This is a genomic window from Kribbella sindirgiensis (assembly GCF_004331435.1).
GTDB classification, from domain to species: domain Bacteria; phylum Actinomycetota; class Actinomycetes; order Propionibacteriales; family Kribbellaceae; genus Kribbella; species Kribbella sindirgiensis.
In genome coordinates this window covers 34,264-60,602 of sequence record NZ_SJKA01000011.1, presented here as the reverse complement: position 1 = coordinate 60,602, position 26,339 = coordinate 34,264, and the positions used below count along the sequence as shown (strand labels likewise).

The following is a 26,339-nucleotide window of genomic DNA, read 5'->3' as shown; positions in this document are numbered from 1 at the left end:
AGAGTGTACGTTAATCGAACGCGCGCGTCCGCTTACCGAAAGCATCCGTTAGGCTTCGACCCATGTCAACCGTCCCTGCGCTGTACCGGCACCTGGTCGACGACGCCTCGATGTTCCCGCCGGGCAACCTGCCGCTCGCCGAGGCCGTCGCGGCCCACCACGTCCACCGCCGGTCGTCGTACGCCGACCTGGTCGGCACGTTCGTCTGCACCGACGACGACCTGATGAAAGTCGCCGCCGAAGCCGCCCGCACCGGCACGGCACCGCTCCGTGTGGCAGTCGTGATCTCCGGCGGCGCCGGCGGGATCGAGCCGGTGATCCGGTGGGGAGACCGGTCGAAGGACGTCGAGGTGACCGCGGTCGAGGTGCGACTGCGGGACGAGGACGACCTGTCCCGGAACGCGCTGCGCGTGGTCCGGGCGTGTGACGACTGCCTCGACGAGGAGACGGCGTACGTCGAACTCGGCCTGGACGGCGCCTGGGAACGCGCCCTCGACGTGGTCGCCGACGCCGGGTACGCCGCGAAACTCCGCACCGGCGGACTGGATGCGGCACTGTTCCCGTCGGAGCACCAGGTCGCCGCGTTCATCACCGCGTGCCTGGATCGCGAGGTGCCCTTCAAGTGCACGGCCGGGCTGCACAACGCGGTCCGGCATACGGCTGCGGACACCGGATTCGAGCACCACGGGTTCCTCAACGTGCTGCTCGCCACCCGGGCGTCGCTGGACGGTGCATCGCAGGACGAGCTCGAACATCTTCTGGCCGAGCGGGACGGCACCGTACTCGCGGCGCGGGCGGGTGAGTTGTCCGACGAGCAGGCGGCGAGCACCCGCCGGTGGGTCACGTCGTTCGGCTCCTGCAGCATCGACGAACCATTGGCCGACCTGAAGACGCTGGGGTTGATGGAATGAGCTGGATCGACATCCCCGACGGCTCGCCGTTCGGGGCGGAGAATCTGCCGCTCGGTGTGTTCCGGCACGGCGACGAGGAGCCGCGGGTGGGTGCGGCCATCGGCGACCAGATCATCGACCTCGCGCCCGTCGCGTCCGCGCAGATGCTGGACGGCGCGCAACTGTTCGCCGAGCCGACGCTGAACGCGTTTCTCGCGCTCGGCCGCCCGGCCTGGCGCGCGACGCGGAACTGGCTGCTCGACCTGGTGCGCAACGAGAACGACCGGGACGCCGTCGAGCCGCACCTGATCCCGCAGTCCGCGGTGACGATGCAGCTGCCGTTCGAGGTCGGCGACTACGTCGACTTCTACGCCTCCGAACAGCACGCCTCGAACCTCGGCCGGCTGTTCCGCCCGGACTCCGAGCCGCTGCTGCCGAACTGGAAGCACCTGCCGGTCGGCTACCACGGCCGGGCCGGCACGATCGTTGCCAGCGGCACCGACATCGTCCGCCCGTCCGGCCAGCGCAAGGCCCCGGACGCCGCGGCACCGACCTTCGGGCCGTCCCAGCGGCTCGACATCGAGGTGGAGCTCGGCTACGTCGTCGGTACGCCGTCAACGCTCGGAAAGCCTGTTCCTGTTGAGGATTTCGCGGACCACGTGTACGGCGTGGTGGTCGTCAACGACTGGTCCGCCCGCGACCTGCAGGCCTGGGAGTACGTGCCCCTCGGCCCGTTCCTCGGCAAGTCCTTCGCGACCTCCATCTCGCCCTGGGTCGTCTCCCTCGACGCCCTCGCCCCCTCCGCCGTCCGCCTCCCGGCGCAGAATCCACCCGTCCTCCCGTACCTCGACGGACCGGACCTGACGAACTTCGACATCACGTTCGAGGTCAGGTTGAACGGCCACCTGGTGAGCACCCCGCCGTACCGCGACATCTACTGGTCGCCCGCGCAGATGCTCGCCCACATGACCGTCAACGGAGCCAGCGTCCGCACCGGCGACCTCTACGCGTCCGGCACCGTCAGCGGTCCGGCCAAGGACCAGCGCGGCTCGTTCATCGAGCTCAGCTGGGGCGGCCGCGAGCCGCTGCTCGTGGCCGGCAAGGAGCACACGTTCCTCGAGGACGGCGACGAGGTCACGATCTCCGCCTGGGCCAACCCAACCAACGGCTCCCGCCTCGGCCTCGGCGAGGTCACCGGCCGAATCACCCCCGCGGCCACCCCACCCGCCTAACACCCCGCGCCGACCCCGCAGCGGCGTCTTTGGGCACCCACCAACCACGCGCGAGCCGCCGAAACGGTTGGTGCGTGCCCAAAGTGGGATTTTCGTCCTTGGGCCCCCACCAACCATCCCGGGGCCGCCGAAACGGTTGGTGGGTGCTCAAGGTGGGTCGACGGGAGCGGAAGTTGTTCATTACTGTTCGTTTCTCTTGACGAGTTAGCGGTTACGTGCGAACTTCGTCGGCATGAAACGTTCAGTGGGGTGTGGAGTACTGGCTGTAGCGTTGGCTGCCGGTGTGCTGGGCGTGCCTTCAGGTGCGCATGCTGCTGGTGATCTCACGTTGCGGTCGCCGGAGTTGACGGTCACTGTCGGGGCGGACTTTCCCCGGGTGGTCAAGTACGTCGACAACGCCTCCGGGCAGGCCCTCGGGGGTCAGCCGGACGCGATCTCGACGGTCACGATCGACGGGGTGGCCCGCACCGCGCATCTCGCGGCGACACCGACGGTCGACGGCGCGCGAGCGTCGTACACACTGGTCTTCGACGCCCTTCCCGGCGTCGAGCTCGACGCGAGTCTGAGCGTGACCGGCCGGGTGACGACGTTCGCGATCGACGCGGTGCGCGACAGCGACGCGAGCCGGGTGCACACCATCGACATCCCCGACCACGACCTGGTCTCGGTGGCGAGTACGGACGCCGGCGCGACGACCGCGTTCACCACGCTGGATCCGGATTCGACCCGTACCGCCGACAAGATCACTCCGGTCACCGCGAGCACGCCGGGCGATCCGGCCGCGACCGGTGCGGCGTACGCGTTCGTCAACACCAGCGGTCTCGCGGCGGGCATCGAGTCGAACTCGGTGTACGACAAGCCGTCCGGGCCATCGGTCGACGACGGCGCCCGGTTCTGGCACCGCGCCCGCAAGGCCGCCGACGGCAGTACCCGCGTCGGCGTGTGGAGCGGCCAATGGACGTACCGTGCCGACACGTCGCCGTACACCGAACCGCTCCCGTGGGCGAAGGTCGTCGTCACCCCCGACGCGAACAACGACCGCACGGTCGACTGGGAGGACGGCGCGGTCGCGTTCCGCTCGATCATGACCGAGCCGAACGGCGGTGACCAGGTCAAGAACCGGGTGATCACACACATCCCGTTCAACTTCGCCAGCCAGGCCACGCACCCGTTCCTGCGGACGCTCGACGACGTGAAGCGGATCTCGCTGGCGACCGACGGCCTCGGCCAGATGGCGGTCCTGAAGGGGTACGGCGCGGAAGGCCACGACTCCGCCCACCCGGACTACGGGGGCAACTACAACACCCGCGCCGGCGGCCTGACCGACCTGAACACACTGCTCAAGCAGGGCAAGTCCTGGAACGCGTCGTTCGGCGTCCACGTCAACGCGACCGAGTCCTACCCGGAGGCGAACGCGTTCAGCGAGGAGCTGGTCGACAAGAACGCCAAGGGCTGGAACTGGCTGAACCAGAGCTACTACATCAAGCAGCGCCCGGATCTTGCCTCCGGCAACATCGTGAAGCGGTTCCAGCAGCTCCGCGACGAGACCGACAAGAACCTGCAGGAGCTGTACATCGACGTGTACTACCAGTCGGGCTGGCTCGCCGACGGCCTGTCCCGGCAGCTCGCCGACCAGGGCTGGCAGATCGCCACCGAATGGGCGGACCGGCACGAGCGGACGTCGCTGTGGTCGCACTGGGCCAACGACCTCGACTACGGCGGCGCCACCAACAAGGGCCTGAACTCGCAGATCATCCGGTTCGTCCGGAACCACGAGAAGGACGTCTGGAACCACGACCCGATCCTCGGCCAGACCGCGATCGTCGAGTTCGAGGGCTGGACCGGCGAGACCGACTGGAACGCGTTCTACGCCAACATCTGGCAGCGCAACCTGCCTACGAAGTTCCTGCAGCAGCAGAAGATCCTGGACTGGAACAGCGGCGACATCACGTTCACCGGCGGCGTCCGCGGCGCGGTCGAGAACGGCAAGCGCGCCGTGTACGTCGGGAACGCGAAGGTGCTCGACGGCGACAAGTACCTGCTGCCGTGGGACAACAACAAGAAGCTGTACCACTACAACCCGGCCGGCGGCCGCACCACCTGGCAGCTGCCCAGCGCGTTCGCCGGGGTCAGCACGTTCACCGCGTACCAACTCACCGACACCGGCCGCGCCAAGCCGACCACGATCCGCGCCAACCACGGGACCATCACGGTGGACGCCATCCCGGGCCGGCCGTACGTGATCTACCCGGTAGCCGCTCCGCAGCCGCGGACCGCCGCCTGGGGTGAAGGCAGCCACCTGAAGGACCCCGGCTTCAACGCCGGCAACCTCCAGGCCTGGAACGCGACCGGTGGCGCGACCATCGCGACCCTCGACAACGGCCAGCACGTGGTTCAGCTCGGCACGCGAGCCTCCTCCATCAGCCAGCGGATCACCGGGCTCACCGCCGGCCGCACCTACAGCGCGTCCGTCTGGGTCGAGGTCGAGCCGGGCAAGTCACGGACGACGACGTTGACCGTGGACGGCGTACGCAACCAGGTCATCAGGTCGACCGCACAGAACATGGTTGCTGCTGACGACAAACACGAGGCGTACTACCAGCGGGCTCGAGTCGTCTTCACCGCCAAGGGAACTACCGCTGACCTGGCAATCGGAGCAGTGGCGTCGGCCGCGAGGGTGCGGGTTGACGACGTGCGGGTGGTTGAGACGACGCGTCCCGCGGCAGGGCTCGTGGACGACTTCGAGCACGTGGACCAAGGCTGGGGTCCGTTCGTGAAGGGCGATGCCGGTGGCGTCACGGATCCGCGGACAGTGCTCGCTCCCAAACATGCGCCGTACACGCAGGCGGGCTGGAACGGGAAGCTGGTCGACGACGTGCTCGACGGCAACTGGTCGCTCAAGTCGCACGAGGAGAACCAAGGGCTGGTCTACCGGACCGCGCCGTGGACGGTGAACTTCCAGCCGGGCCACAAGTACAAGGTCAGCTTCGACTACGAGAGCGGTCGCGCCGGGCAATACGCGTGGGTCCAGGGCGTCGACCGGCCGGCGTCCGTGGAGGTCAAGGCGACGCCGATCGGCGAACAGCGGACGAAGGCGACGTTCAACCAGGAGTTCGTGGCCGGTTGCGGCGGCGACTACTGGGTCGGGCTGCGCAAGCTCACCGACGGCGGCGACCAGGCCGACTTCATCATGGACAACTTCGCCGTCACCGATCTCGGTACGACGTCGCAGCCGGCGGACTGCACCTCAGTCGCGGTGTCGGGCCTGACCGGGTTGGTGTCCGGTGAAGCGAACACCGTCGCCACGACGTTCACCAACAACGATGTGGTGGCCGCCGGCAACATCACACTGGGCTTGACCGCACCGGACGGCTGGACCGTGACGGCGACCACGCCGGCGACCCACGCAACCGTTGCCGCAGGCACCAGTGTGACGACCACGTGGGACGTCACTCCCCCGGCCGGTACGCCGGAGGGCAAGTACCCGGTGACGGCGACGGGTGGTCAGGCAACGATCAGTGCGGAGGCCACTGTGCTGCCGCCGGGGATCGTTCCGCAGTCCCGGATCAAGGTGGCTGCCGTGAGCAGTGAGGACGTCGCCACGGGCGGAGCCGCGACCATGGCGCTGGACGGAAACCCCAGCACCCTTTGGCATTCCGCCTGGTCCGAGGTCAGCACGCCGGCCGGGTACCCGCACTACATGACGCTCGATCTCGGGTCGACGTACCAGGTGAACGGGTTCGGCTACCTGCCCCGGCAGAGTGGTACGAACGGGATGTTCAAGGGGTACGAGATCTATGTGAGCGCGGACGGTCAGGACTGGGGTACGCCGGTTGCGACCGGGCAGTTCCCGAACTCCACCGCCGTACAGCGGGTCGACTTCACTGCCAAGCCCGGCCGCTACGTGAAGTTCGTAGGCACAAGCTCCCTGAACGGAGCGGTCTTCGGATCAGCCGCAGAGTTCAACGTCTACGGCACGCACTGAACACCAACCGGGGGCGTTGCACAGGTCATTCACTGTGCAACGCCCCCGGTGGTTGTCCCCACCCCCGGCAGTTGGCCGGCGCCGACTACTTGGTGATGGTCACCGAGACCGGCGCGGACGCGGTGTTCGCCGCGACGACGCGGAACTTGTTCACGCCGACCCGGCCGCTCGAAACCCATACCGAGTAGGTCGCCCGGCTGGTCACCTTGGTGGTGGCCGGGAAGTTGACCCACTTGCCGTTCTGCAGCCGCTGCACCTGGACGACGGTGTTCTTCGCGATACCGGACGTCTTGCCGGTGAACGAGACCTTCGTCCACGCCTTCGCAGTGGTCTTGTCGGACTTGATGGTGATCGACTTCGCCGCGACCGAAGCGCTCGCCGTGGTCGTCGTGGTGGCGGCGTTGGCCTGCAGGGCTCCGGCGACGCCGAGACCGGCGGCAGCCAGTGCGACACCCGCGAGAGCAGCGGCGGTACGGCGAACGAACTGAGTACGCATGATGTTCTGGTTTCCCCTCGTTTTGTTGGTGTTACGGAGGGGAAGACGCGGTAGCCGACGGAAAGGTTGTGTTACAACACCGTCTCAGGTCCGGCCGGCAGGACCAATCGGGCAAGCGCGCCGCCGCCAGGTGCCTCGCCGAACGTCAGCTCGGCGCCCAGCACCTTGGCGTGCCCGACCGCGATCGTCAGGCCGAGGCCGTGCCCGGCGCCGCGTTCGGCCATCCCGGACCGGAACCGACGCGGGCCCTCGGCAATCAGTTCCTCGGGGTAGCCGTTGCCATGGTCAACGACCTCGACGGTCCGGCCGCAGACCGTCACCTCCACTGGCGGCCGGCCGTGCCGCAACGCGTTGACGATCAGGTTCGCCAGGATCCGCTCGATCCGCCGCGAGTCGGTCGACACCGTCTCGTCCGGCCCGGTCTGGTGCACGATGACACTGTCCGGCGCGAGCGACTGCTGCATCCGCAACCGCCCCACCGCCGAGCCGACGAACGCGCCGAGTCCGACCAGTTCCAGATCGGCCTGCTCGACACCCGAGTCGAAGCGGGCGATTTCCAGGAGATCCTCGACCAGGCGGCGCAGGACCTTTGCCCGATCGCGCACCAGTTCGCTGGGGCGTCCCGGCGGCAGCAGTTCCGCGGCGGTGGTCAGACCCGTCACCGGCGTACGGAGATCGTGGGCGACGTCCGCGGTGAACCGGCGCTCGGCCTCCAGCTGACCGCGCAACGAACTGGCCATCGTGTCGAGCGCGGTCGCCAGCGACTGCACCTCGTCCTTGCCCTTGCCAACGGCCTCGGCCGCGGACGCGTCCAGATCGCCCGCCGCGATCCGCCGGGCAGTGCCCGCGACCGCGACGATCCGTTTGGACAGGCTGCCGGCCAGGATCACGCTGACCAGCGCGACCAGCGCGACCGTGCCGATCCCGCCCAGGATCAAGGCCTGCTGCAACGCCTTCATCGAGTCGTCGGTGCTCTCGTAGTCCTGCTCGATCGAGAGCACCTTGCCGTCCTTGACCGCGACCGCCGCCCACATCTTCGCGTGCGGCGACCCGGTCTTGAACGTGGCCCGCTTGCCCTCGAGCACCGCCTCCCGCAACTGCGGCGGCAGCTCCGGATCGTCCACCTTCGCCCCGAACACCGGTACGTCGTTGGTGTCGTAGGACTGCGCCGCGAGTTGGATCCGCTCGTCCGCGAAGCTGCGCGTGCGGTCCAGCCGGGCCGACTGGGCCTGGGTGTAGACCGCGACGCACAGCACCAGGATCGCGAGCGCGGAGACCAGCAGGAAGATGAGACCGAGCTTGCCGCGCAGTCCCATCACTCAAGGCCCATCCGTTATGCCCTGAGCTTGTACCCGAAGCCGCGGACGGTTTCGATGCGGTCGGCACCGATCTTGGTCCGTAGCCGCTGCAGGTGGACGTCGACCAGCCGGCCGTCGCCACCCCACTCGTAGTCCCAGACCCGTTGCAGCAAGGTCGACCGGCTCAGCACCACACCGGGGTTGTTGGCGAACTCGATCAGGAGCTTGAGCTCGGTCGGCGTCAGCTGGACGGTCTGTCCGCTGCGCCGTACCTCCAGCGCCTCCCGATCCAGTTCGAGGTCGCCGAACGACTCCACGCCGGAGCCGGCCGCCGGTGCCGGACGCTCCGGATCGGAGACCGCGCGCCGCATCACCGCCCGCAACCGTGCCACCAGCACCTGGGTGTCGAACGGTTTGGTCACATAGTCGTCAGCGCCCGCTTCCAGGCCGAGTACGACGTCGAGCGCGTCTCCGCGCGCCGACACCATCACGATCGGGACGGTGCTGGTCTCGCGGATCCGCCGGCACACCGAGATACCGTCCAGCCCGGGCAGCATGATGTCGAGCATCACGACGTCCGGATGGATCTTCTCGAAACGCTCGATCGCTTCCAGGCCGTCCTCGGCCGTGGTCACGTCGTAGCCGTGCCGCTCGAGGGTCAACTGCGTCGCCTCACGGATCACCGCGTCGTCCTCAACCATGAGAATGCGCGCTGCCGGTTCTTCCGGTACCACGAACTTCAGTCTCCCTACTGGTCCGTCGAGCTCACCTTGATCATCTGCCGCCCGTTCCAACGGTAGACCTCGACCCGCCGGCCGGACGGGCAGCAGACCGGGTCGTTGATCCCGAAGATCTTCGACTCGACCACCAGGTCCCCTTGCGGGCTGGCGTTCACGGTCGGTTGCTCGACGTCCAGATTCCAGATCGGTCGCGGGCCGGTCGGCTCGACGGCGATCAGGAAGATACCGAAGACGAACTTCTCCAGAGTATGGATCAGAACGATCTGCTGAGGTGTACCGCTGTGCAATACATCAACGGTCTTACCCCTGCTGAGGCAACGCGAAATCACGGTGCAATTCACGAGGACTGTCCGCGAGTAGCTCGACAGCCGCTTGTCCGCGAGCAGCCGGGACCGGACTTTGTACAGGTCAACGGCTACTTCCGGGGTGCGTTCGGCCTTCGGCGAGGGGGTGCCGGTACCGAACGCGACCGACGGTGTCGGGGTCGTCGGTGGCGGCGATTCAGGCCCCTCGACGCGCAATCCGCCGCCGTTCCCGCAGGCGGCGAGCGTGATCGTCGCCACCACCGCGGCGACGACAGGCAGCACGGTACGGCGCCACAGACTCATCGGGCGCCTCCTACCCTGCATCAAGTCCCCCCGCGAATTCGTACACGTCCTCACTTCCATGGTGTCGGCCGGACGTCACATTCGACGGGCATGGACGTCGAGTGGCCTCGACAGTTCTATTGCGGTTCCGTCACAGCCTCATCCGGCAACGACCTTTCCCGGATTCAGCAGGTTCTTCGGGTCCAGCGCGGTCTTGATCGCCCGGTGCACGTCGAGGGCGACCGGCCCGATCTCCTCCGCCAGCCAGGTGCGTTTCAGCACCCCGACCCCGTGCTCGCCGGTGATCGTCCCGCCGAGCTCCAGCCCGATCTCCATCACCCGGTCGAACGCGATCTGCGCCCGCTCCGCCTGCGCCGGATCGGTCTGGTCGAAGACGACCGTCGGGTGCATGTTGCCGTCGCCGGCATGCCCGAGGACGCCGATCGTGATGTCCAGCTCGGCCGACAGGTCCTCGAGCCGGCCGATGAACTCGGCCAGCCGCGAGCGCGGTACGGCGACGTCGTCGATCATCGTCGTACCGAGTTCCTCCAGCGCGGTGAGCGCGACCCGGCGGCCCTCGAGGAGCATCTCGCCCTCGGCGTCGTCCTCGGCCTCGATGCACTCCAGCGCGCCGTGGTCGCGGCACAGCTTGGCCACCGCGGCGACATCGGCCGCGCCCGCCTCGCCGCCCGCGTCGGACTGGGCGATCAGCATCGCGGCGGCCTCGTCGGGCAGGTCCATCCGCTTGTACTTGTTGACGGCCTGGATCGTGGTCCGGTCCATGATCTCCAACAGGCTCAGCGAGACGCCGCTGCGGATGATCTCCAGGATCGCGTTCCCGGCCTCGACGCCGGAGCCGAACAGCGCGGCCATCGTCTTCGGCTTCGCGGCGGCCGGGCGCAACGCCAGCGTGGCCTCGGTGATGATGCCTAGCGTGCCCTCGCTGCCGACGATCAGTTTCGCCAGGTCGTACCCGGCGACGCCCTTCACGGTCTTCCGCCCGGTCCGCAGGATCCGCCCGTCGGCGAGCACGACCTCCAGGCCGAGCACGTAGTCCGTGGTCACGCCGTACTTCACGCAGCACAGGCCGCCCGAGTTTGTGGACAGGTTGCCGCCGATCGAGCAGAACTCCCAGCTGGACGGGTCCGGCGGGTAGAACAGCCCGTGCTCCCCGACTGCGCGGGACAGCACCGCGTTGTACACGCCCGGCTGCGTGACGACGTACCGGTCGATGGGCTCGATCGCCAGGATCCGGTCCATCTTCTCCAGCGAGATCACGATGCAGCCGTCGAGCGCGTTGGCGGCGCCGGACAGGCCGGACCGCGCGCCCTGCGGCACGATCGGTACGCCGGCCTCGGCCGCGACCCGTACCGCGGCCTGGACGTGCGCGGTCTCCCGGGCCAGCACGACCGCGAGCGGAACCCCGGCCGGGCAGAACATCGCCCGGTCGTACCGGTAGCTCTCCATCCGGTCCGGATCAGTCACCAGCGCCTCGGGCGGCAGTACCTGACGCAACTGCTCGACAACCTCACTCATACAGCGAGCCTAGTTACTACTCCGCGGTACTGCGCACCCCTTGTCTCACCGAGTGCGCTTGGTGACGTTCTCCGAGATCTCCTCGTAGCCGCCGCCGTAGTTGTGGTACTCGCGGCCGATGGCGGCGAACGTGATGCTGCCGGCGGTCGCCTTCACCTTCGGCGTCCGGCAGGTGCGCTGCCCCTGGATCACCGCGCCGTTGCCGCCGCTGCTGTCGCAGCTGAGCACCCGGCCGTTGTTGCCGCCGCCGTACTGCACCAGGAAGGCGTTGGCCTTCGCGTTGGCCACCAGCGGCGACGCCATGGTGATCTCGGCCCAGTACTGGTAGCAGCTGTCGCGGACGAGCCGGACCGTGCCCCAGCTGGGTGGTTGGTGGTTACGCAGCATCGGCGCCGATGCGATGGACCTCGCGCCCGAGCAACTGGCGGCCGTAGCCGCCTCGGCCGGGAGGGCGGACAACGCGAACGCGCCCACGCCGGCCAGGCCGGCGGTGCTGAGCAGAATGCCCAGTGTCTTCATGACGAAACCCTTCCTGAGTGCACGCCCCGACGCCCACTCAGGAAGGCACACTACGCGAACGGAGCCTGCCCGGACAGTCATTCCGGTAATCGGACGGCGACACGCCGTATGCAGTTGCTACCGGCAAGGTTCTGGGCGTCGGTTACCCGCTTAACCGGCTCCTAGCGGGTCAGACAGCCTCTCAAAGGTTGCCGCGACGCTCCTGTTCGCGCTCGATCGCCTCGAAGAGTGCCTTGAAGTTGCCCTTGCCGAAGCCGAGTGAGCCGTGCCGCTCGATCAGTTCGTAGAACACCGTCGGGCGGTCGCCGATCGGCGCGGTGAAGATCTGCAGCAGGTAGCCGTCCTCGTCGCGGTCGACCAGGATCCCGCGCGACTGCAACTCCTCGATCGGCACCCGCACCTCGCCGATCCGGGCGCGGAGCTCCGGGTCCTGATAGTAGGAGTCCGGGGTGTTCAGGAACTCGACGCCGTTGGCCCGCATGATGTCCACGGTGCGCAGGATGTCGTTGGTCGCGAGCGCGATGTGCTGGGCGCCGGCGCCGTCGTAGAACTCCAGGAACTCGTCGATCTGCGACTTCTTCTTCGCCACCGCCGGCTCGTTCAGCGGGAACTTGACCCGGTGGTTGCCGTTGGCGACGACCTTGCTCATCAGCGCCGAGTAGTCGGTGGCGATGTCGTCGCCGATGAACTCCGCCATGTTCACGAAGCCCATCACCTTGTTGTAGAAGGCAACCCACTCGTCCATCTTGCCGAGCTCGACGTTGCCGACCACGTGGTCGACAGCCTGGAACAGCCGCTTCGGGTGCCCCTCGGGGCGGGTGACCTTGGTGGTGGCCGCGACGAAGCCGGGCAGGTACGGGCCGTCGTACTTGCTGCGGTCGATCAGCGTGTGCCGCGTGTCGCCGTACGCCGCGATCGCCGCGCGGCGGATCGTGCCGTGCTCGTCGGAGACGTCGTTCGGCTCCTCGAGGACGACGGCGCCGACCTTGCGGGCGTGCGCGATGCACTTGTCGACGTCCGGGACCTCGAGGGCGAGGTCGGCGACGCCGTCACCGTGCTTGCGGTGGTGGTCGAGCAGCGTGCTCTTCGGGCTGACGCCACCGGAGATCACGAACCGGGCGGAGCCGGCCTTGAGGACGTACGACTTGCTGTCCTTGGAGCCGGTCTCGGGGCCGGAGTACCCGACCAGGTCCATCCCGAACGCGAGCTGGTACCACTTCGCGGTCTGGGTGGCGTTGCCGACCACGAACACCACCGCATCCATGGCGGTGACCGGGAACGGGTCGGTGCTCTCGTCGTACGGCACCAGGCCGACGAGCTGCTTCAGCTGGTCGAGGTCGAGATCGGCGTCGAGCTCTGCGGGCGTGAGGTCGGTGCTGGTCATCGGGGTCCTCCCGGGTCGGTTTCGTGCAGCCGAGCCTGGTGGGTGGGCGCAGGTTGCGCAACAGTTCCTTGTTTGGCCGGACAAGCTGTGCAGTATGCTGCGGATGTTGCTGGACTATTTGGTCAGTCTGACCATCGCGGGAGGTTGGCCATGACGGTCGATGCGCTGGATGCCCGGATCCTGGGGCTGTTCGCTGCCGAGCCGCGGGTCGGCGTACTGGAGGCGTCGCGCCGGCTGGGGGTCGCGCGCGGGACCGTGCAGGCGCGGTTGGACCGGTTGCAGCGCGATGGAGTGGTGCGCGGGTGGGGGCCGGACATCGACACGAGCGCGATCGGCTACCCGGTGACGGCGTTCGCGACGCTGCAGATCGAGCAGGGCTCAGGTCACACCACGGTCGCCGAGGCGCTCGCCCGCATCCCCGAGGTCCTCGAGGTCCACACCATCACCGGCGCCGAGGACCTCTGGTGCCGCATAGTCGCCCGCTCGAACGCCGACCTCCAACGCGTCATCGACCAGGTAGTCATCGTCCGAGGCATCCAAAGAGCCTCCACCGTCATCGCCCTGGCCGAACAAATCCCCCACCGCGTTCTTCCCCTGGTAGAAGCCGCCACCAACCCCCACCCCCATTTGCCTGGCTGACCCAGCAAATGCGGGGTTTGTGACCCTCAACCAGGGTCAGGAACCCCCGAGTTCGCTGGTGGGCCAGGCAAATTGCTGGGTCAGCCAGGCAAATGGATTGAGGTTGGCGGCCCCGGACCTCCACCACTCACCAACCCGCTGGAATGGCGCGGCCCGCGCTTGCCGAGGCGGAGTACGCCCACGGAGCGTGCGGTTGGTGAGTGGTGGGCGTCCGCGTCAGGCCAGGCGTTTGGCTACTTCTACTGCGGCTCGGGCTACTCGGGGGCCTACGAAGTCTCGGTCGAGTTTGCCCAGGACTACTACGCCTATGGAGGCTTCGACGCCGGGGACGCCCAGGACGGGTGAGGACACGCCTTGGGCGCCGGCCTGGAGTTCGCCGGAGGTGACGACGAAGGGGCGTCCGGCGGGGTCGGGTTTGCGGCGGCCGGCGAGGATCGCCTTGCCGGCGGCGCCCTGGTCCAGCGAATGCCTCGAACCCATCCGGTACGAGACGTGGTAGTCGGTCCAGCTCGGCTCGACGACCGCGATCGCGAGCGCCTCCTCACCGTCCGCGACCGTGAGGTGCGCCGTCGCGCCGGTGTCCTCGGCGAGCGAACGCAGGACCGGTAGCGCGGCATCACGCAGCGTCGGCTGCACGCGCCGGCTGTAGTGCAGTACGGCGAGACCGAGCCGGGCTCGCCCCTCGCTGTCACGACGCACCAGCCGGTGCAGCTCGAGCGTGTTCACCAGCCGGTACACGACCGTACGACTCACGCCGAGCGCCGCGGCGAGCTCGGTAATGGACAGCCCGTCCGGGGCGTCCGCCAGCAACTCGAGGACGGTCAGCCCCCGGTCGAGCGTCTGCGAGGTCTCGGCGGGCACCTAGAAAGAGTATCCGTTATTCGGGCGCGGCCCGATGGCCCCGTATCTTGCTGCCGTGCGAAATTACTGGTCGCTGCTTCCAGCCATCGTCGTGATCGTCGTTCTGATCCTGGTCTATGCCGTTCCGACGATCATCAATCCGCAATGGACGAGCACGATCACGGCCCTGTTCCGCACCACCTCGGTCCCGGCCGACGCGACCCCGGAGGAGGCCCGCCGGGCGGCCGGCATCCTCGGCCCGCAGCAGCTGAAGTCCCGCCGGATGCTGGCGATCGCGATGGTCGTCGGCGCGGTCGCGCTGATCGGCTTCAACATCTCGTTGAACCGCGAGGCGGTCGGCTGCTACAAGGCCGCCCGCGCGTTCGGGGCGATCGACGGCCCGGACGCCAAGGATCCGTGTATCGACATGATCTACGGCACGTTCATCGGCGACGGCTCACGGCCCCCCAACGAGAAGACCCAGCAGCCGGTGAAGTACTACCAGCGGGTGGACGGGAAGAAGCCGAAGTACCTCAAGTGGATCCAGAACGCGCCCAAGTACGACGAGGCGGACCTGCTGTTCGGCACCGTCGGCAAGTGCGCGTCGGACCTCAGCGTCCAGCAACTCGAGGACAAGATCATGGTGGTCGTCGACACCGACTCGCCCTGTCCGGAGGACAGCAACATGTCGATCACCCCGATCAAGCTGAAGAAGCCGCTCGGCGACCGCAAGATCGTGACCATCGACGACGAGCCGGTGACCGAGATCAACCCGGACATGGACTCCTGGTTCACGGTCCTCAAGAAGCTGGCCACCGGAGGCTAGTCAGCTGAGTGCCCGGGTCTGTGAGTCGTAGACCCGGAACGGCCGGTTCCGCGCCAGCAGGATCAGCAGCCCGGTCACGCACACCGCGGCACCGCCGAGCAGCGCGACGGTCGGAGTGGTCAGCGAAGCCGTCGTACCCGCGACGAAGTCACCGAGCCGCGGCCCGCCGGCGACAACCACGATGAACACCCCTTGCAGCCGCCCGCGCATCGCGTCCGGCGCCGCGGACTGCAGCACCGTGTTCCGGTACGCCGAACTGACCATGTCGGCTGCCCCGGACAGGGCGAGCAGCGCGACACCCAGCCAGATCGTCCGGGACAGCCCGAACAGCCCGACGGCAGCGGCGTACGCCGTGATCGCCAGCACAATCGCCACGCCCTGACGGCGGACGCGGGTCACCCACCCGGAGAAGATCACGCCGATCAGCGCCCCGATCGCCGGCGCGGCCTGCAGCAGGCCGACGGTTCGCACGCCGCCGCCGAAGAACGCGCCCGCGACGGCCGGGAACAGCGCCCGGGGCTGGGCGAACACCATCGCGAGGATGTCGGCGAGGAACGTCGCCAGCAACGCCGGTGCGGCGCGCAAGAACGTGAATCCCTCCAGCACCGAGCGCAGCCCGGCCCGCCGTACGACGCCGGTCGGTGGCACCGGCGGTAGCCGGAACAGCGCGTACAGCGCCGCGGTGAACGTGATCACGTCGACCAGGTACGCCGCCGCGAAGCCGTGCCAGGCGATCACCGCCGCACCGAGCAGCGGTCCGGCGGTGAAGCCCAGGTTGAACGCGGCCTGGCTGAGCGTGTTCGCGGCCGGCAGCAGTTCGGGCCGGATCAGCCGCGGGATGATCGCGGACCGGGCCGGGTTGTTGACCGCGAAGCACGCCGACTGACAGGCCACCACGGCGTACAGGACCGAGACCTGTGCCCAGTCCAGCTGCGATTGCAGTACCAGGACCATCGAGAGCAGCCACAGCCCTGCGGACGAGACGAGAGCGAGCGTACGGCGGTCGATCGCGTCGGCCATCGCGCCGCCGTACAACCCGAACACGATCAGCGGGACCAGCGAGCACAGACCGACCAGCCCGACCGCGAACGTCGAGTGCGTCAGCGCGTACACCTGGATCGAAACGGTCACCGCGGTCATCTGCTGACCGAGCTGCGACACCGTCGACCCGACCCACAACCTCCGGAAATCGGCGGACTCACGCAGCGGGCGGATGTCGGTGAGCAGACGCACGCTGACAACTTATGTCACACCGTGAAAAATTAAACAGTCGGGAAGTGGGGGTGGTCGAGCGGCTGGCCGGGGGTCAGGTCGAGGCCGTCGGTGACGACGTGGGCGGCGCCGGTGTATGTCGCCTCGGCGTCGAAGTAGATGTTGACGTGCGCGATCCGCGGGTCGTCGGTGAAGTTCGGCGTCGCGGAGTGCGCGAGGTAGGCGTTGTGGAAGGTGCAGTCGCCGGCCTGCAACGGGATCGTGAGGCGCTCTCCCCAGCGCAGGTCCGGCGCGGCGCGGAACAGGTCGTCGCGGTCCGACAGATCCTGACGGCGCAGGTTCTGATGGTCCTGCGAGCCCGGGATGAACGTCATACAGCCGCGCTCCACCGGCACGTCGACGAGCGCGATCCACGCGGACAGGGACGCGCGGGAGTCCTTGTGCGGCCAGTACGGCGCGTCCTGGTGGAACTCGGTCGCCGCGCCGTTGTGCGGTGGCTTGATCAGCAACTGGTCGTGCCAGATCCGCAGCGGTACGCCGGCCAGCGCGGTCGCCGCCGCGGCGAGACGCGGGTCGAGGGTGAGCTCCCGCAGTACGTCGTTCTGCTGCCAGACGTTGACGTACTGGTTGAAGATCTTCGACTCCTTGAACAGGTCGTCGGCCTGCGTCGTGGCGGCGACAGCAGCTTCGGCGAACCGGGCCGCCTCGCCGCGGCCGATGATGTTCCGGATCCGGACGACGCCGTCGCGGCGATAGGCGGAAATGGTCTCTTCGTCGACGGTCGCGGGTGCCGTAGGGTCGGTCGTGGTCATCGGGGTTCTCCTCGGATTCCGGTGGCCTGGAAGGTGTTTCCAGCGTCGCGGTTGCCTCGCTCCGGGGACAGGCGGTGGTTCACCAGCACTTGACCGATCTTGACCTCCTGGAGGCCTGGATGCACAACGTGCTGAGCAGCGAGGTGTTCCCGGACCCCCGGCTGCCGGTGGCCGGGGAGCGGATCGAACTGGTCGCGGACGTCGCGTCGCACAGCCACGCGTTCTTCGAGATCGCGGTCGTGGTGGCCGGGCGGGGCACGCACGTGTCGGCGGCCGGCGAGGTCGCGCTGGCGCCGGACTCGGTCGTCGTACTGCGGCCCGGTGAGTGGCACGGGTACGTCGACTGCGAGGGACTCGTGGTGCGGAACGCCTACCTCGGACCGGACGTGTTCGGGCTGCTGTCCGGCGCGCTCGTACCGGGATCTCTCGGAGCCCCGGCGCATCCGGCGGTCCAGCACGCGATGCGCCTCCTCGAATCCGACCTGGCCGAACCCTGGGCCCTCGACCAGCTCGCGGCTCGCGTCAACCTCGCGCCCGGGTACCTGATCCGGCTCTTCGGCAAGTCGGTCGGCCTGTCCCCCATGGCCTACCTGAACCGCATCCGCGCCGAGCGCGCCGCCGGTCTCCTGATCGAGACCGAACTGCCCGTCGCGACCATCGGCGCACTGGTCGGCTGGCACGATCCGAGCCACGCGACGCGAAGATTCCGCTCAGCATTCGGACTCAGTCCATCCCAGTACAGGTCCGCTTTCAGACCGTAGGCCGTGGCTGGTGCTCCCACGCCGTAGCGAGCATGTGCTCGGTGCGGTGCATCGGCGCGCGGGGGCGTGCCGAGTGCAGCGCAGTAGGCGGGGGAGCACCAGCCACGGCCTTACGCAAAGATGTCCCTCATGACGTCGTCTGTGCAAACGCCTGACCCGAACCCCGGCTGGCTCTCCGAGTTCGCGCTCGCGGAGACCCGGACGCGGGTACCGATCCTGTACGTCGAGGCCGTTCCGGCGCGCGTCGACACCTCCGGCCAGATCGAGCACGTCGGGGTCCTGCTCCGGACGTCCCCAGCGACCGGCGAGATCACCCGCACGCTGGTCTCCGGCCGCGTCCTGCACAACGAGTCGATCCGCGACGCGCTGCAGCGCAACATCGAGAAGGACCTCGGCCCGGCGGCGTTCCCGCGGCTGCCCGCCACGCTGGTCCCGGTGACCGTCGCGGAGTACTTCCCGTTCCCCGGCATGACCCCGCTGCACGACCCGCGCCAGCACGCGGTCGCCCTCGTGTACGTCGTGCCGGTCACGGGCGAGTGCAACCCACGCCAGGACGCACTCGAACTCACCTGGCTGACCCCCGAAGAGGCTCTGTCCTCGAGCCTGCTCAACGACATGGAAGGCGGCCGCGGCCTCCTCCTCAAGCAGGCCCTCGCCTGGTCAGGCGCCATCGTCTGACCCGCACTCAGGTGGGTTGACCCACGAGATGCTGGGTTTGCGTTCGGGATCCGGTGGGCGAACCCGGCATCTGGTGGGTGGACCCACGGGAGGTCGTCGGGCTCACCAGGCGAGGCGACCTTCTTCGGCGTACACGTGCCCCGTCGGCCCGTCGGGACCCAGCGTCGCAAGACCGACCGCGACCGCTGCGCCTTGGGCGGGGGTGCGGGCGGCGGTCCAGCCGCCCATGTCGGTGGCGCAGTTGCCGGGGTCGGCGCCGTTCACCAGGATGCCGGTGGTGCGCAGCTCGTTGGCGAGCATCACCGTGACCATGTTCACCGCCGCCTTCGACGCGTTGTAGCCCAGCGTCAGCACGGTCGACATGCGCGACTCCGGATCGCCGACCTGCTCGAACGACGCCAGCGACGTCGACAGGTTCACGATCCGGGCGGCCTCGGCCGTCCGGAGCAGCGGCAGGAACGCCTGCGTCACACCCACCAGCCCGAGCACATTGGTCTCGAACGCAGACCGCAGTACGTCGGCCTCGATCCGCGACACCGCATCGTCGCCCGCGGGGATGATCGCCGCGTTGTTGACCAGTACGTCGAGCCGCCCGTACTCCGCCGCGACCCGCCCGGCCGCCGCCCGGACCGACGCCGCATCCGTCACCTCCAGCTGGATCCCGACCACATCGAGGCCTTCGGCAACCAGCTCCTTCACCGCCAGTTCACCGCGCTGCACGTCCCGCGACCCGGCCAGCACGGTGAACCCGGCCTCCCCGAGCTGCCGTGCGATCTCCTTGCCAATGCCCTTGTTGGCGCCCGTAACCAGCGCGATCTTCGTCGTCTCCATGCCCTCCACCCTCCGGTGATGCGACGTGATCAGGCAGAGTCGGCTGAGGCTGGGATCGGCGGTCCCTGGCTGAGCTCGCGGCAGCCTGGGATCCTGGAGACATGGATCGCGACGGGCTGGCGGAGTTCCTGCGGGTACGGCGGGAAGCGTTGCAGCCGTCCGACGTCGGACTCCCAGCCGGCCTGCGCCGTCGTACGCCCGGGCTCCGCCGGGAGGAAGTGGCGAGCCTCGCGACCATGTCGACGGACTACTACACCCGCCTGGAGCAGGGCCGCGGTCCACGACCGTCCCGCCCGGTACTGACCGGGCTCGCCCGCGCGCTGCGACTGTCGGACGACGAGCGCGGTCACCTGTTCCGCCTCGCGGGCGAGCAGCCCGCTCCGCCGCCCGGTCCGCCGGCGGAGGTTCGGACCGGCGTACTACGGATGCTCGCGCGGCTCGACGTACCGGGTCTGGTCCTGGACGCGAAGTACGACGTACTCGCGTGGAATCCGTTGGCCGCGGCGCTGATCACCGACTTCTCCGCGCTGCCGCCACGGGACCGCAACCTGCTGCGGCTCCGCTTCCTCACAGATCAGCAGAGCCTGACCGATCGGCAGACCGAGTTGTTCGGCGAGCAGGCCACCCGGGAGTTCGCCCGCGACGCGGCAGCCGACCTACGCGCGGCAACCAGCACCTACCCGAACGATCCAGCCCTCGCGCAACTGGTCGACGATCTGCTGGCCGGGAGCCCCGAGTTCGCGGAGATCTGGGCGCGGCACGAGGTGGGGCGGCAGCAGACGCTGTGCCAGACGATCTTCCATCCGCAGGTCGGGCGGATCGACGTGATCTGCGAGGTGCTCGTGGTGCCGGAGCGCGACCAGCGCGTGGTGCTCTACACGGCCGAGCCGGGATCGGCGTCCGAAGACGCGCTCCGCCTGCTCGACGTCATCGGCACCCAATCGATGTCCACAGGTTGATCCCCCCGAGAGGGCTGCGTCCACAAGAAGGCCGCATCACAGTAAGCGCGCTTACTCGTACGGCTGGACGATCTCCGTCCGCCAAGTGGCGGGGTCGCCGTCAGGCGGGTCGCGATAGATCTCCCACGGGTCGCCCGCAGCCTTCGCTCCGCGCAGCCTGAGCCACTCGGCCACTGCCGCGTAGTTCTCACCGAGCGTGTCGTACGGGCCGACGTGAACAGTCACGGCAACCGTGCCGCCGGGCAGGCTGGACATCTGGGTCACGGCGTCGGAGGCCACTACCCCGACCACCGGGAATCCGGCCTCGACCTCGAAGCGGCCGTCGGGAAGCTGATGGTAGCGCGCGAACGGAGGCCCGGCCGGCATGGTGTGGTGGGTCCGAAGAAACGCGACGATTTCGCCATAGGTCTTGGGGAACCAGGCAGACATCTCGGTCGGCGCCATCGTCCCTCGGCGGACGACGGTCGGTTGTTCGGTCAAGACTCGGCTCTCGACCACGGTTGTGCACATCATTCCGCCCTTCGTTTCGGTTCACCTCCAGCACAGGCCCGGACGTATGCGGTCAGTAGGGCCAAACGTCCCCACCGGTCGCACCGTCGACCCCACGGGCGATGGACAACCGCCGCCTGATGTCGGCTCCTGATCGGCCGCCTCCCCGCGCTTCTGTGAGCCCGCGAGTATCGGTCAGCTCGCGGACAGGACTCGCCCAACCCAGTCCGGCCGGATCGCTGCGACGGTGAGAAGCGCGATATCGATCACGACGCCGAACACCAGCCAGGTGTTCCAGAAGAGGACGAGCAGGACCAGCGAGAGCAGACAGGCCACAACAGTGAGGGCCGGCCACGCCGCAGACAGACTGGAACGCCCCACACAGCCAAGGCGAGAAGGGCAAAGGCGACACCCGTTGCAGCGGTGAGGCCCAGTGCGAGTGGGCGTCGTGCGGTGTCTGGCACGAGCCACGACCGATCCATGGAGAACTCGTGCACGTCGTCGGCGAGGTAGAGCAGGTGAACGAGCCCGTGGGCGAGGAAGAGGACTCCTGCCACGATGCGGACCACGACCATGTCCGACCTTCTTCCTGGTTCAGCCGACCTGGCGTTCTGCACGGCTGATATCGCAGTCCCGCAGGATTCGTGCTCGGAGTTGGACAGCCGGCCGCCTCACGGGTTCGGTGACGGCGCGGCTTCCTCGTCGCGCCGGAGTCGCGTAGGTGCCGCGATCCAGCCAAGGTGCCTGGCGCTCGCCAGCATCCACATCGCAACGATCGCGGCCACCAGAGTTGCCATCGCGCCGCTGCCGGCGCCGACGACCGCGATGATTCCCGCGACCAATGCCACGACACCGATACCGGTGACCAGCACGAGGTAGGCCAGTGGTGCTCGGCGACCAGGACCAGCACCGTAGACGTCTGCGAGATAGGACCGCGCCGCGGTGCAGGCCGCGACCCCCAGTCCGAACACCACCGCCGCCGACCCTCGATCGCTCAGGCCGAACGCTGCCGTTGACCCCAAGCCGCTCAGATACACCCCGACGGCGGCCAGCACGAAGATGCTCGACGCGGCATCGGTCCACTTGACCCTCATCATCGACCCTCCCCACCCCTCGCCCATCGAAGGGACTCCGATGGCTAGCACCTACGATCCGCCCGCCGCTCGAGGCCGGGCAGGGCCGTTCGGCCTCGCGGTTCGAGGCCAACGCCTCGATCCCACCGACAGGTTGACAACCGGATGCGACTCAAGCGATCGTTTGACGCGTTGAATTCCGACGTAAGGGTCTACTTGATGCGTAAGTTAATTACCATCCCGGTCGTGCTCGGGCTGCTTGTCGTACCGGCCGCGGCCGCGATGGCCGATCAGCGCGACGACGTCCGGGCGGCACCGGGGAAGGTCGTGTTCGCGGACGAGTTCGACGGTACGGCGATCGACCGGACGAAGTGGGCCATCCACTCGAACGCGGAAGCCGACCAGTGCCTGGGAAACAAGGGCAACCAGGAACTCGAGTGGCACACCTGGGACGCGCTGTCGGTGCACGACGGCATGCTGACGATGACGGCGAGGAAGAACAACCCGGCGCCGGGGTACGAATGGTCCGGCGCCCTCATCACCACCGGGCAGTCCTGCGGTCACGAGCCGTCGCAGTCGTTCGCCGTACAGCCCGGCGACTACATCGAGACGCGGCTGAAACTCCCGTCCGCCAAGGGTTTCTGGCCGTCCACGTGGACGTGGAACGGCAACGGCTCCAACGAGCAGGACACGTACGAGTTCTACAGCGACAACCACAACGCGCTGTACCTCACCAACCACCAGTCCCCCGGCGGCGGCTGCACCTACCAGTCGCCCACCGACCTCACCACCGACTGGCACACGATCGCCCAGCAGCTCGGCCCGTACGAGACCGTCTGGTACCTCGACGGCAAGGAGATCTGCCGCCAGGGCCCGTACGCCGGCACCGGCGACGCCCTGATCCTCGATCTGTTCGTGTACGCGAAGATCCCGCCGACCGTCACGTCCGAGTCGATGCAGATCGACCACGTCCGGGTGTACCGCCCGGAGTAAAGGCTGAGGCCCAGCACCCTTGAGGGACCGGGGTGCTGGGCCTCGGGGATCTCTCGGGGATCTATTGCCCGGTGAAGGTGAAGGTGCTGCCGGGTTCCTTGAGGATGTCGCCGTCGCGGGAGTTGGTGATGGTGACGTTCGACAGGTTCGCGTTGCCGCGGGCGCCGCCCATCGCGAGGATTCCCGAGCCGTTGTTCGACTTGTCGATCCGAACGTTGCTCAGGGCAACATTTGGCAGCTCGCCGCCGCCGGTCTTGAACTGGATGCCGTCGTACGTCGAGTCGTGGATCTCGGTGTCCCGGATGGTCACACCGGGGATCGGGAGGTTCGACGGGAACAGCGTGATCGCCCCGAACTCCTGGTCCTCGTTCCAGAACACCCCGCCGCAGCGGTAGAGCGCGTTGTTCGCGATCAGCGTCGTACCGGAGAACGGCAGCGGGTCGTGGTCGGTGGCGAGCATGATGCCGGGGTAGTTCATCGTGTCGTAGATCAGGTTGTTCTCGATCTTGTTGCCGTACCCGCCGTAGATCGCGATCCCGTTCGCCCGCCACGGCAGCTGGACCGTGTTGTTGGTGAACGTGTTGTCGTGGGCGATGTCGACCGACTGGTCCTTGACGTACTTGTTCGCCCAGACCGCGAGCGCGTCGTCGCCGGTGGTCCGGAAGGACGAGTTGAACACCTTGGAGTTCCGCGTCCCGTTGGAGAAGTTGATGCCGTCGGCGTAGGTGTCCCGGATCCGCATCCCGCTGAACTCGAGCCCGTCGGCCGGGCCCCACAGCTCGGGGATGTTGTCGTAGTCGCGGCCGACCCAGACCCCGACGTTCGCGTGCTCGATCCAGACGTTGCTGATCTTCGTACCGGTCCCGAACCGGCCGTTCAGCCCGACACCGCCCTCGGCGTTCCCGTCGCCGCCGCGGATCCGGCCGGAGCCGAAGATCGCGATGTCGCTCAGCTGGACGTTCTTATCGATGTCGAAGCCGAAGTTGCCCTCGTGCGGGTGGTTGATACCGCCGGCGTTCTGCGGCTCGATGGTCGAGTACAGCTGCGAGTACCACATCCCGGCGCCGCGGATCGTCGCGTTGCTGATCCCGACCTGGTTGTACTGCCCGCGGTTCTGCGGGTCGTCGGTGAGGATTTTCTTCTCCTGCCGCCACTGCCCTTCCGGGATCCAGACGCAGCTGATGACGCCGTTCTGGTCGTCCGTCACGGCCCGCTGGATCGCGTCCGCGTCATCGATCCCGTCGTTCGGCACAGCGCCGTACTGCGTGATCGACGTACACCCGGCCGGCTGGGACAGCGCCGGCGCGACCTGCTCCAGGTCGACCAGGTCGATGATGTAGTACGACGCCGTGTCGCCGGAGTCGCGCTGCAACCGGAACTTGGTACCGGACGGGTACGACTGACCGAGCAGGGCGTGCGACTCGTCGAAGAGCCGGCGCGCGTCACCGCCGGGCGTGTTGGTGAGTGCCTCAGGTCCGTCGCTGTTGCCGTACAGCCAGCTGTTGCGGGACGACAGCGTGAGCTTCTGCTTGAAGGTCCCGTTGACGTACAGGCTGATCGTTGCCTGCAGCCCCTGACCGTCGGCGGAGTCCGGGATCGAGTTGCGGACCACGACCGAGTTGGTCGGCACGGTCGAGGTGAACTCGACGTACTGGCCGCTCGAGTTCAGCCGGACCGACGAACGGCCGGACGACTCGGTCGCGAAGTTCGTGTGCCCGAAGGTTCGCGTCGCGTCGGCGGTCAGCAGGGTCCCGGTGTAGTCGCCGGCTTCGGCCTCGTACGACGTGTAGGGTACGGCGGCGCCGCGGCCGACCACGATCGACTTCGTGAAGGTGTTGTTGGTTTCGTTGGTCTCGTCAACGGTATTGCCCGCATCCGCCGTGGCGGTGACGGTTGCTCCGCCGTTGGTCGCCGTCCAGGTGCCGCTGATCGCCACGTTGGCGGTGGCTCCGGAGGCGATCGACGCGGTGCTGCCGTTGAGCGTGGTGGCGCCGACCACCAGCTTGGTGGTGGTGGCGGCGGAAGCCGACGTACCGCGGTTGTTGACGGCGACCGTGAAGGAGACCTGGGTCCCGGGCGCCGGGTTGGCCGGGTTGGTGGTGATGCCGGTGACCTGAAGGTCTGGTCCCGGGGCTTGGGCGACGGTCAGCTGGGTTGCCGCCTGGAGTGTGTTGTTGGTATCGCTCTGTTCGACGACCGTGTTGGCCGGGTCGGCGACTGCCGCGACGGTGTAGTTGCCTTGGGCATGGGTTCCCGCGTTGGCGGTGACGGTGGCGGACGCACCGGCGGCGAGAGCTTGGACGCTCGCCGTGCCGGCCACCGAGCCGCCGAGGAGGAAGTTGAGGCTGCTGGCCGGGGCGGCCGCGGAGCCGTTGTTCTTGACGGTCGCGGACAGGGTGATCGGCGTCGACTCGGACGGGTTGGCGGGCGACCAGTCGACGTTCGTCACCACGAGGTCGGGGTTGGGTGCCGCCGTACCGAAGACCTGGAGCTCTGCGACCTGGCCGCCGGGCGCACCTGTGTTACTGAAGACCTGCAGGCGGAGGTCGGCGTACCGGCCGGTGACCGGGATGGCGACGGTGTTCTGGCTCGCCGGGGCGAACTGGTAGTCGGTCCGGGCAACCGCGGAGGTGAAGGTGATCGCGGACTGTTCACGGCCCAGGACCTCGATGCTCTGCGTGCGCGCTCCCCAGACCGGATCGGGGTTGAGCTTGACGACGACCGAGCTGACGTCGGCGTTCGAGCCGAGCTTGACGGTCAGGGCCGACGGGAAGCCGTTCGACTCCCAGTAGGTGCCGATGTTGCCGTCGTTGGCGTTCGACGCGACGAAACCGAAGACCGAACTCGACGCCTCGATCGGCTTGCCGGAGGCGAGATCGGTACCGGTCGGAGGTTCGACCGGCCCGCCACCAGGCCCGGCCAGTTCGAACTCCGACAGTTGCGCGGCCGGCCAGCCGGTGTTCGCAGTGAAGGTCAGCCGGACGTAGCGCACCGAGGTGTTACTGAAGCTGATCGTCACGACATTGACACCGCTGAAGGTGTACGCCGTACTGCTGACGATCGTGGTGAACGAGGATCCGTTCGCGCTGCCCTGGACCGTGAGGGTCTGGGTGCGCGGACCCCAGGAGGACGGGAGTTTGAGGGTCACCTGGTTGACGTCATTGGTGGCGCCGAGGTCTGCCTGGAGCCACTGCGGGAAGGCGTTGTTGCTGCTCTCCCAGTAGGTGTTCGCGTTGCCGTCGCCGGCGTTGGTACTCGGGTACTCGCCGAGTGAGCTGCTGGCGGTCAGCGTCTTGGTGAGGTCGGCGGCCATCGCGGTCGGGACGGACAGCAGGCCGGCGGCGACGAGCAGGGCGGCCAGCACGAGCCGCAGAAGATTCTTCCGATGCATCGGTTGGGTCCTCCATCGTGGGGCGGTGGGAGGTTCCTCGCGCTACGTAAATTGCGTAAGTCTGACGATTTCTTGCAGCGCGGGTATCCGAAGCTTGCAGCACCACTCGCAGGACGTCAACACCTCACCCCCGACGGAAACACCCCGCCCTGGAGACCCAGGACGGGG

General features: G+C 68.1%; 24 protein-coding genes. 9 read left to right on the top strand and 15 right to left on the bottom strand.

The window, feature by feature from the left end; genetic code table 11:
- The first annotated feature begins 62 nt into the window (after positions 1–62).
- The 3 genes from E0H50_RS27880 to E0H50_RS27870 all read left to right on the top strand — a co-directional run bounded on the left by E0H50_RS27880 (position 63) and on the right by E0H50_RS27870 (position 6,107).
- Complete coding sequence (locus tag E0H50_RS27880; protein WP_131293496.1) at positions 63–911, top strand: hypothetical protein; 849 nt, start codon at positions 63–65, stop codon at positions 909–911.
- Positions 908–2,122, top strand: coding sequence for a fumarylacetoacetase (gene fahA, locus E0H50_RS27875; protein ID WP_131293495.1), 1,215 nt, complete (start codon positions 908–910; stop codon positions 2,120–2,122). Before E0H50_RS27880 ends, fahA begins: the two co-directional genes overlap by 4 nt.
- Positions 2,123–2,354: 232 nt before the next feature.
- On the top strand, positions 2,355–6,107 hold the full coding sequence (locus E0H50_RS27870; protein WP_131293494.1) for an endo-alpha-N-acetylgalactosaminidase family protein: 3,753 nt from the start codon (positions 2,355–2,357) through the stop codon (positions 6,105–6,107).
- Positions 6,108–6,192: 85 nt separating this feature from the next.
- On the opposite strand, the gene E0H50_RS27865 is transcribed toward E0H50_RS27870, so the two are convergent.
- The 7 genes from E0H50_RS27865 to hppD form a co-directional block, all read right to left on the bottom strand.
- On the bottom strand, positions 6,193–6,603 hold the full coding sequence (locus tag E0H50_RS27865; RefSeq protein WP_131293493.1) for a hypothetical protein: 411 nt from the start codon (positions 6,601–6,603) through the stop codon (positions 6,193–6,195).
- Between the two features lie 71 nt (positions 6,604–6,674).
- The gene (locus tag E0H50_RS27860; RefSeq protein WP_131293691.1) at positions 6,675–7,919 is read right to left on the bottom strand and encodes a HAMP domain-containing sensor histidine kinase; all 1,245 of its coding nucleotides are present in this window, start codon (positions 7,917–7,919) and stop codon (positions 6,675–6,677) included.
- Positions 7,920–7,936: 17 nt separating this feature from the next.
- Positions 7,937–8,602 carry a two-component system response regulator CseB gene (gene cseB, locus E0H50_RS27855; RefSeq protein WP_165546781.1) on the bottom strand — a complete coding sequence of 222 codons (666 nt, stop codon included), beginning with the start codon at positions 8,600–8,602 and terminating at the stop codon, positions 7,937–7,939.
- Positions 8,603–8,649: 47 nt separating this feature from the next.
- Positions 8,650–9,249 (bottom strand): hypothetical protein, encoded by a 600-nt coding sequence (locus E0H50_RS27850; protein ID WP_131293491.1) that lies wholly within the window; start codon positions 9,247–9,249, stop codon positions 8,650–8,652.
- A 138-nt stretch (positions 9,250–9,387) separates the two neighbouring features.
- Positions 9,388–10,764 (bottom strand): FAD-binding oxidoreductase, encoded by a 1,377-nt coding sequence (locus tag E0H50_RS27845; RefSeq protein ID WP_131293490.1) that lies wholly within the window; start codon positions 10,762–10,764, stop codon positions 9,388–9,390.
- Between the two features lie 45 nt (positions 10,765–10,809).
- A complete protein-coding gene (locus E0H50_RS27840) occupies positions 10,810–11,283 on the bottom strand; it encodes a DUF2690 domain-containing protein (protein WP_131293489.1) in 474 nt (157 codons plus the stop codon).
- A gap of 181 nt (positions 11,284–11,464) precedes the next feature.
- Positions 11,465–12,667 carry a 4-hydroxyphenylpyruvate dioxygenase gene (gene hppD / locus E0H50_RS27835; RefSeq protein WP_131293488.1) on the bottom strand — a complete coding sequence of 401 codons (1,203 nt, stop codon included), beginning with the start codon at positions 12,665–12,667 and terminating at the stop codon, positions 11,465–11,467.
- 150 nt (positions 12,668–12,817) lie between these two features.
- On the opposite strand from hppD, the gene E0H50_RS27830 reads away from it, so the two are divergent.
- Complete coding sequence (locus E0H50_RS27830; RefSeq protein WP_131293487.1) at positions 12,818–13,306, top strand: Lrp/AsnC family transcriptional regulator; 489 nt, start codon at positions 12,818–12,820, stop codon at positions 13,304–13,306.
- A 216-nt stretch (positions 13,307–13,522) separates the two neighbouring features.
- Here the strand turns inward: E0H50_RS27830 and E0H50_RS27825 are convergent, their stop codons facing one another.
- The gene (locus E0H50_RS27825) at positions 13,523–14,167 is read right to left on the bottom strand and encodes an IclR family transcriptional regulator (protein WP_130382015.1); all 645 of its coding nucleotides are present in this window, start codon (positions 14,165–14,167) and stop codon (positions 13,523–13,525) included.
- A 55-nt stretch (positions 14,168–14,222) separates the two neighbouring features.
- Here E0H50_RS27825 and E0H50_RS27820 point away from each other — a divergent pair, with 55 nt between their 5' ends.
- A complete protein-coding gene (locus E0H50_RS27820) occupies positions 14,223–14,972 on the top strand; it encodes a hypothetical protein (RefSeq protein ID WP_238151275.1) in 750 nt (249 codons plus the stop codon).
- On the opposite strand, the gene E0H50_RS27815 is transcribed toward E0H50_RS27820, so the two are convergent.
- Complete coding sequence (locus E0H50_RS27815; protein WP_131293485.1) at positions 14,973–16,205, bottom strand: MFS transporter; 1,233 nt, start codon at positions 16,203–16,205, stop codon at positions 14,973–14,975.
- A gap of 29 nt (positions 16,206–16,234) precedes the next feature.
- The gene (locus tag E0H50_RS27810) at positions 16,235–16,996 is read right to left on the bottom strand and encodes a phytanoyl-CoA dioxygenase family protein (protein ID WP_131293484.1); all 762 of its coding nucleotides are present in this window, start codon (positions 16,994–16,996) and stop codon (positions 16,235–16,237) included.
- A gap of 89 nt (positions 16,997–17,085) precedes the next feature.
- Between E0H50_RS27810 and E0H50_RS27805 the strand changes: the two genes are divergently transcribed.
- Entirely contained in the window at positions 17,086–17,757 is a 672-nt protein-coding gene (locus E0H50_RS27805; RefSeq protein ID WP_131293483.1) for a helix-turn-helix domain-containing protein, read from the top strand.
- Positions 17,758–17,886: 129 nt separating this feature from the next.
- Positions 17,887–18,435 carry an NUDIX hydrolase family protein gene (locus E0H50_RS27800; RefSeq protein WP_202868364.1) on the top strand — a complete coding sequence of 183 codons (549 nt, stop codon included), beginning with the start codon at positions 17,887–17,889 and terminating at the stop codon, positions 18,433–18,435.
- A 102-nt stretch (positions 18,436–18,537) separates the two neighbouring features.
- Here the strand turns inward: E0H50_RS27800 and E0H50_RS27795 are convergent, their stop codons facing one another.
- Positions 18,538–19,266, bottom strand: coding sequence for an SDR family NAD(P)-dependent oxidoreductase (locus E0H50_RS27795; protein WP_131293481.1), 729 nt, complete (start codon positions 19,264–19,266; stop codon positions 18,538–18,540).
- Between the two features lie 101 nt (positions 19,267–19,367).
- On the opposite strand from E0H50_RS27795, the gene E0H50_RS27790 reads away from it, so the two are divergent.
- Positions 19,368–20,225, top strand: a complete 858-nt coding sequence (locus tag E0H50_RS27790; protein ID WP_131293480.1) for a helix-turn-helix transcriptional regulator — start codon at positions 19,368–19,370, stop codon at positions 20,223–20,225.
- A 51-nt stretch (positions 20,226–20,276) separates the two neighbouring features.
- On the opposite strand, the gene E0H50_RS27785 is transcribed toward E0H50_RS27790, so the two are convergent.
- The 3 genes from E0H50_RS27785 to E0H50_RS27775 form a co-directional block, all read right to left on the bottom strand.
- On the bottom strand, positions 20,277–20,705 hold the full coding sequence (locus E0H50_RS27785; protein WP_202868363.1) for a GyrI-like domain-containing protein: 429 nt from the start codon (positions 20,703–20,705) through the stop codon (positions 20,277–20,279).
- A gap of 204 nt (positions 20,706–20,909) precedes the next feature.
- Entirely contained in the window at positions 20,910–21,095 is a 186-nt protein-coding gene (locus E0H50_RS43530; RefSeq protein WP_202868362.1) for a hypothetical protein, read from the bottom strand.
- Positions 21,096–21,385: 290 nt separating this feature from the next.
- Positions 21,386–21,811, bottom strand: a complete 426-nt coding sequence (locus E0H50_RS27775) for a hypothetical protein (protein WP_131293478.1) — start codon at positions 21,809–21,811, stop codon at positions 21,386–21,388.
- Between the two features lie 195 nt (positions 21,812–22,006).
- Here E0H50_RS27775 and E0H50_RS27770 point away from each other — a divergent pair, with 195 nt between their 5' ends.
- Positions 22,007–22,780 carry a glycoside hydrolase family 16 protein gene (locus tag E0H50_RS27770; protein WP_165547321.1) on the top strand — a complete coding sequence of 258 codons (774 nt, stop codon included), beginning with the start codon at positions 22,007–22,009 and terminating at the stop codon, positions 22,778–22,780.
- Between the two features lie 61 nt (positions 22,781–22,841).
- On the opposite strand, the gene E0H50_RS27765 is transcribed toward E0H50_RS27770, so the two are convergent.
- Positions 22,842–26,171, bottom strand: coding sequence for a CARDB domain-containing protein (locus E0H50_RS27765; protein WP_131293477.1), 3,330 nt, complete (start codon positions 26,169–26,171; stop codon positions 22,842–22,844).
- Positions 26,172–26,339: the final 168 nt, after the last annotated feature.

What these genes read in the sequence shown, in the direction of transcription:
- hppD (WP_131293488.1), bottom strand. Translation starts at nt 12,667, where the DNA reads ATGACCAGCACCGACCTCACGCCCGCAGAGCTCGACGCCGATCTCGAC.
- E0H50_RS27810 (WP_131293484.1), bottom strand. Translation starts at nt 16,996, where the DNA reads ATGACCACGACCGACCCTACGGCACCCGCGACCGTCGACGAAGAGACC.
- E0H50_RS27765 (WP_131293477.1), bottom strand. Translation starts at nt 26,171, where the DNA reads ATGCATCGGAAGAATCTTCTGCGGCTCGTGCTGGCCGCCCTGCTCGTC.
- E0H50_RS27790 (WP_131293480.1), top strand. Translation starts at nt 19,368, where the DNA reads ATGGATCGCGACGGGCTGGCGGAGTTCCTGCGGGTACGGCGGGAAGCG.
- E0H50_RS27830 (WP_131293487.1), top strand. Translation starts at nt 12,818, where the DNA reads ATGACGGTCGATGCGCTGGATGCCCGGATCCTGGGGCTGTTCGCTGCC.
- E0H50_RS27800 (WP_202868364.1), top strand. Translation starts at nt 17,887, where the DNA reads ATGACGTCGTCTGTGCAAACGCCTGACCCGAACCCCGGCTGGCTCTCC.
- E0H50_RS27870 (WP_131293494.1), top strand. Translation starts at nt 2,355, where the DNA reads ATGAAACGTTCAGTGGGGTGTGGAGTACTGGCTGTAGCGTTGGCTGCC.
- E0H50_RS27865 (WP_131293493.1), bottom strand. Translation starts at nt 6,603, where the DNA reads ATGCGTACTCAGTTCGTTCGCCGTACCGCCGCTGCTCTCGCGGGTGTC.
- E0H50_RS27840 (WP_131293489.1), bottom strand. Translation starts at nt 11,283, where the DNA reads ATGAAGACACTGGGCATTCTGCTCAGCACCGCCGGCCTGGCCGGCGTG.
- E0H50_RS27845 (WP_131293490.1), bottom strand. Translation starts at nt 10,764, where the DNA reads ATGAGTGAGGTTGTCGAGCAGTTGCGTCAGGTACTGCCGCCCGAGGCG.
- E0H50_RS27795 (WP_131293481.1), bottom strand. Translation starts at nt 19,266, where the DNA reads ATGGAGACGACGAAGATCGCGCTGGTTACGGGCGCCAACAAGGGCATT.
- cseB (WP_165546781.1), bottom strand. Translation starts at nt 8,602, where the DNA reads ATGGTTGAGGACGACGCGGTGATCCGTGAGGCGACGCAGTTGACCCTC.
- E0H50_RS27775 (WP_131293478.1), bottom strand. Translation starts at nt 21,811, where the DNA reads ATGATGAGGGTCAAGTGGACCGATGCCGCGTCGAGCATCTTCGTGCTG.
- fahA (WP_131293495.1), top strand. Translation starts at nt 908, where the DNA reads ATGAGCTGGATCGACATCCCCGACGGCTCGCCGTTCGGGGCGGAGAAT.
- E0H50_RS27770 (WP_165547321.1), top strand. Translation starts at nt 22,007, where the DNA reads ATGCGTAAGTTAATTACCATCCCGGTCGTGCTCGGGCTGCTTGTCGTA.
- E0H50_RS27850 (WP_131293491.1), bottom strand. Translation starts at nt 9,249, where the DNA reads ATGAGTCTGTGGCGCCGTACCGTGCTGCCTGTCGTCGCCGCGGTGGTG.
- E0H50_RS27880 (WP_131293496.1), top strand. Translation starts at nt 63, where the DNA reads ATGTCAACCGTCCCTGCGCTGTACCGGCACCTGGTCGACGACGCCTCG.
- E0H50_RS27860 (WP_131293691.1), bottom strand. Translation starts at nt 7,919, where the DNA reads ATGGGACTGCGCGGCAAGCTCGGTCTCATCTTCCTGCTGGTCTCCGCG.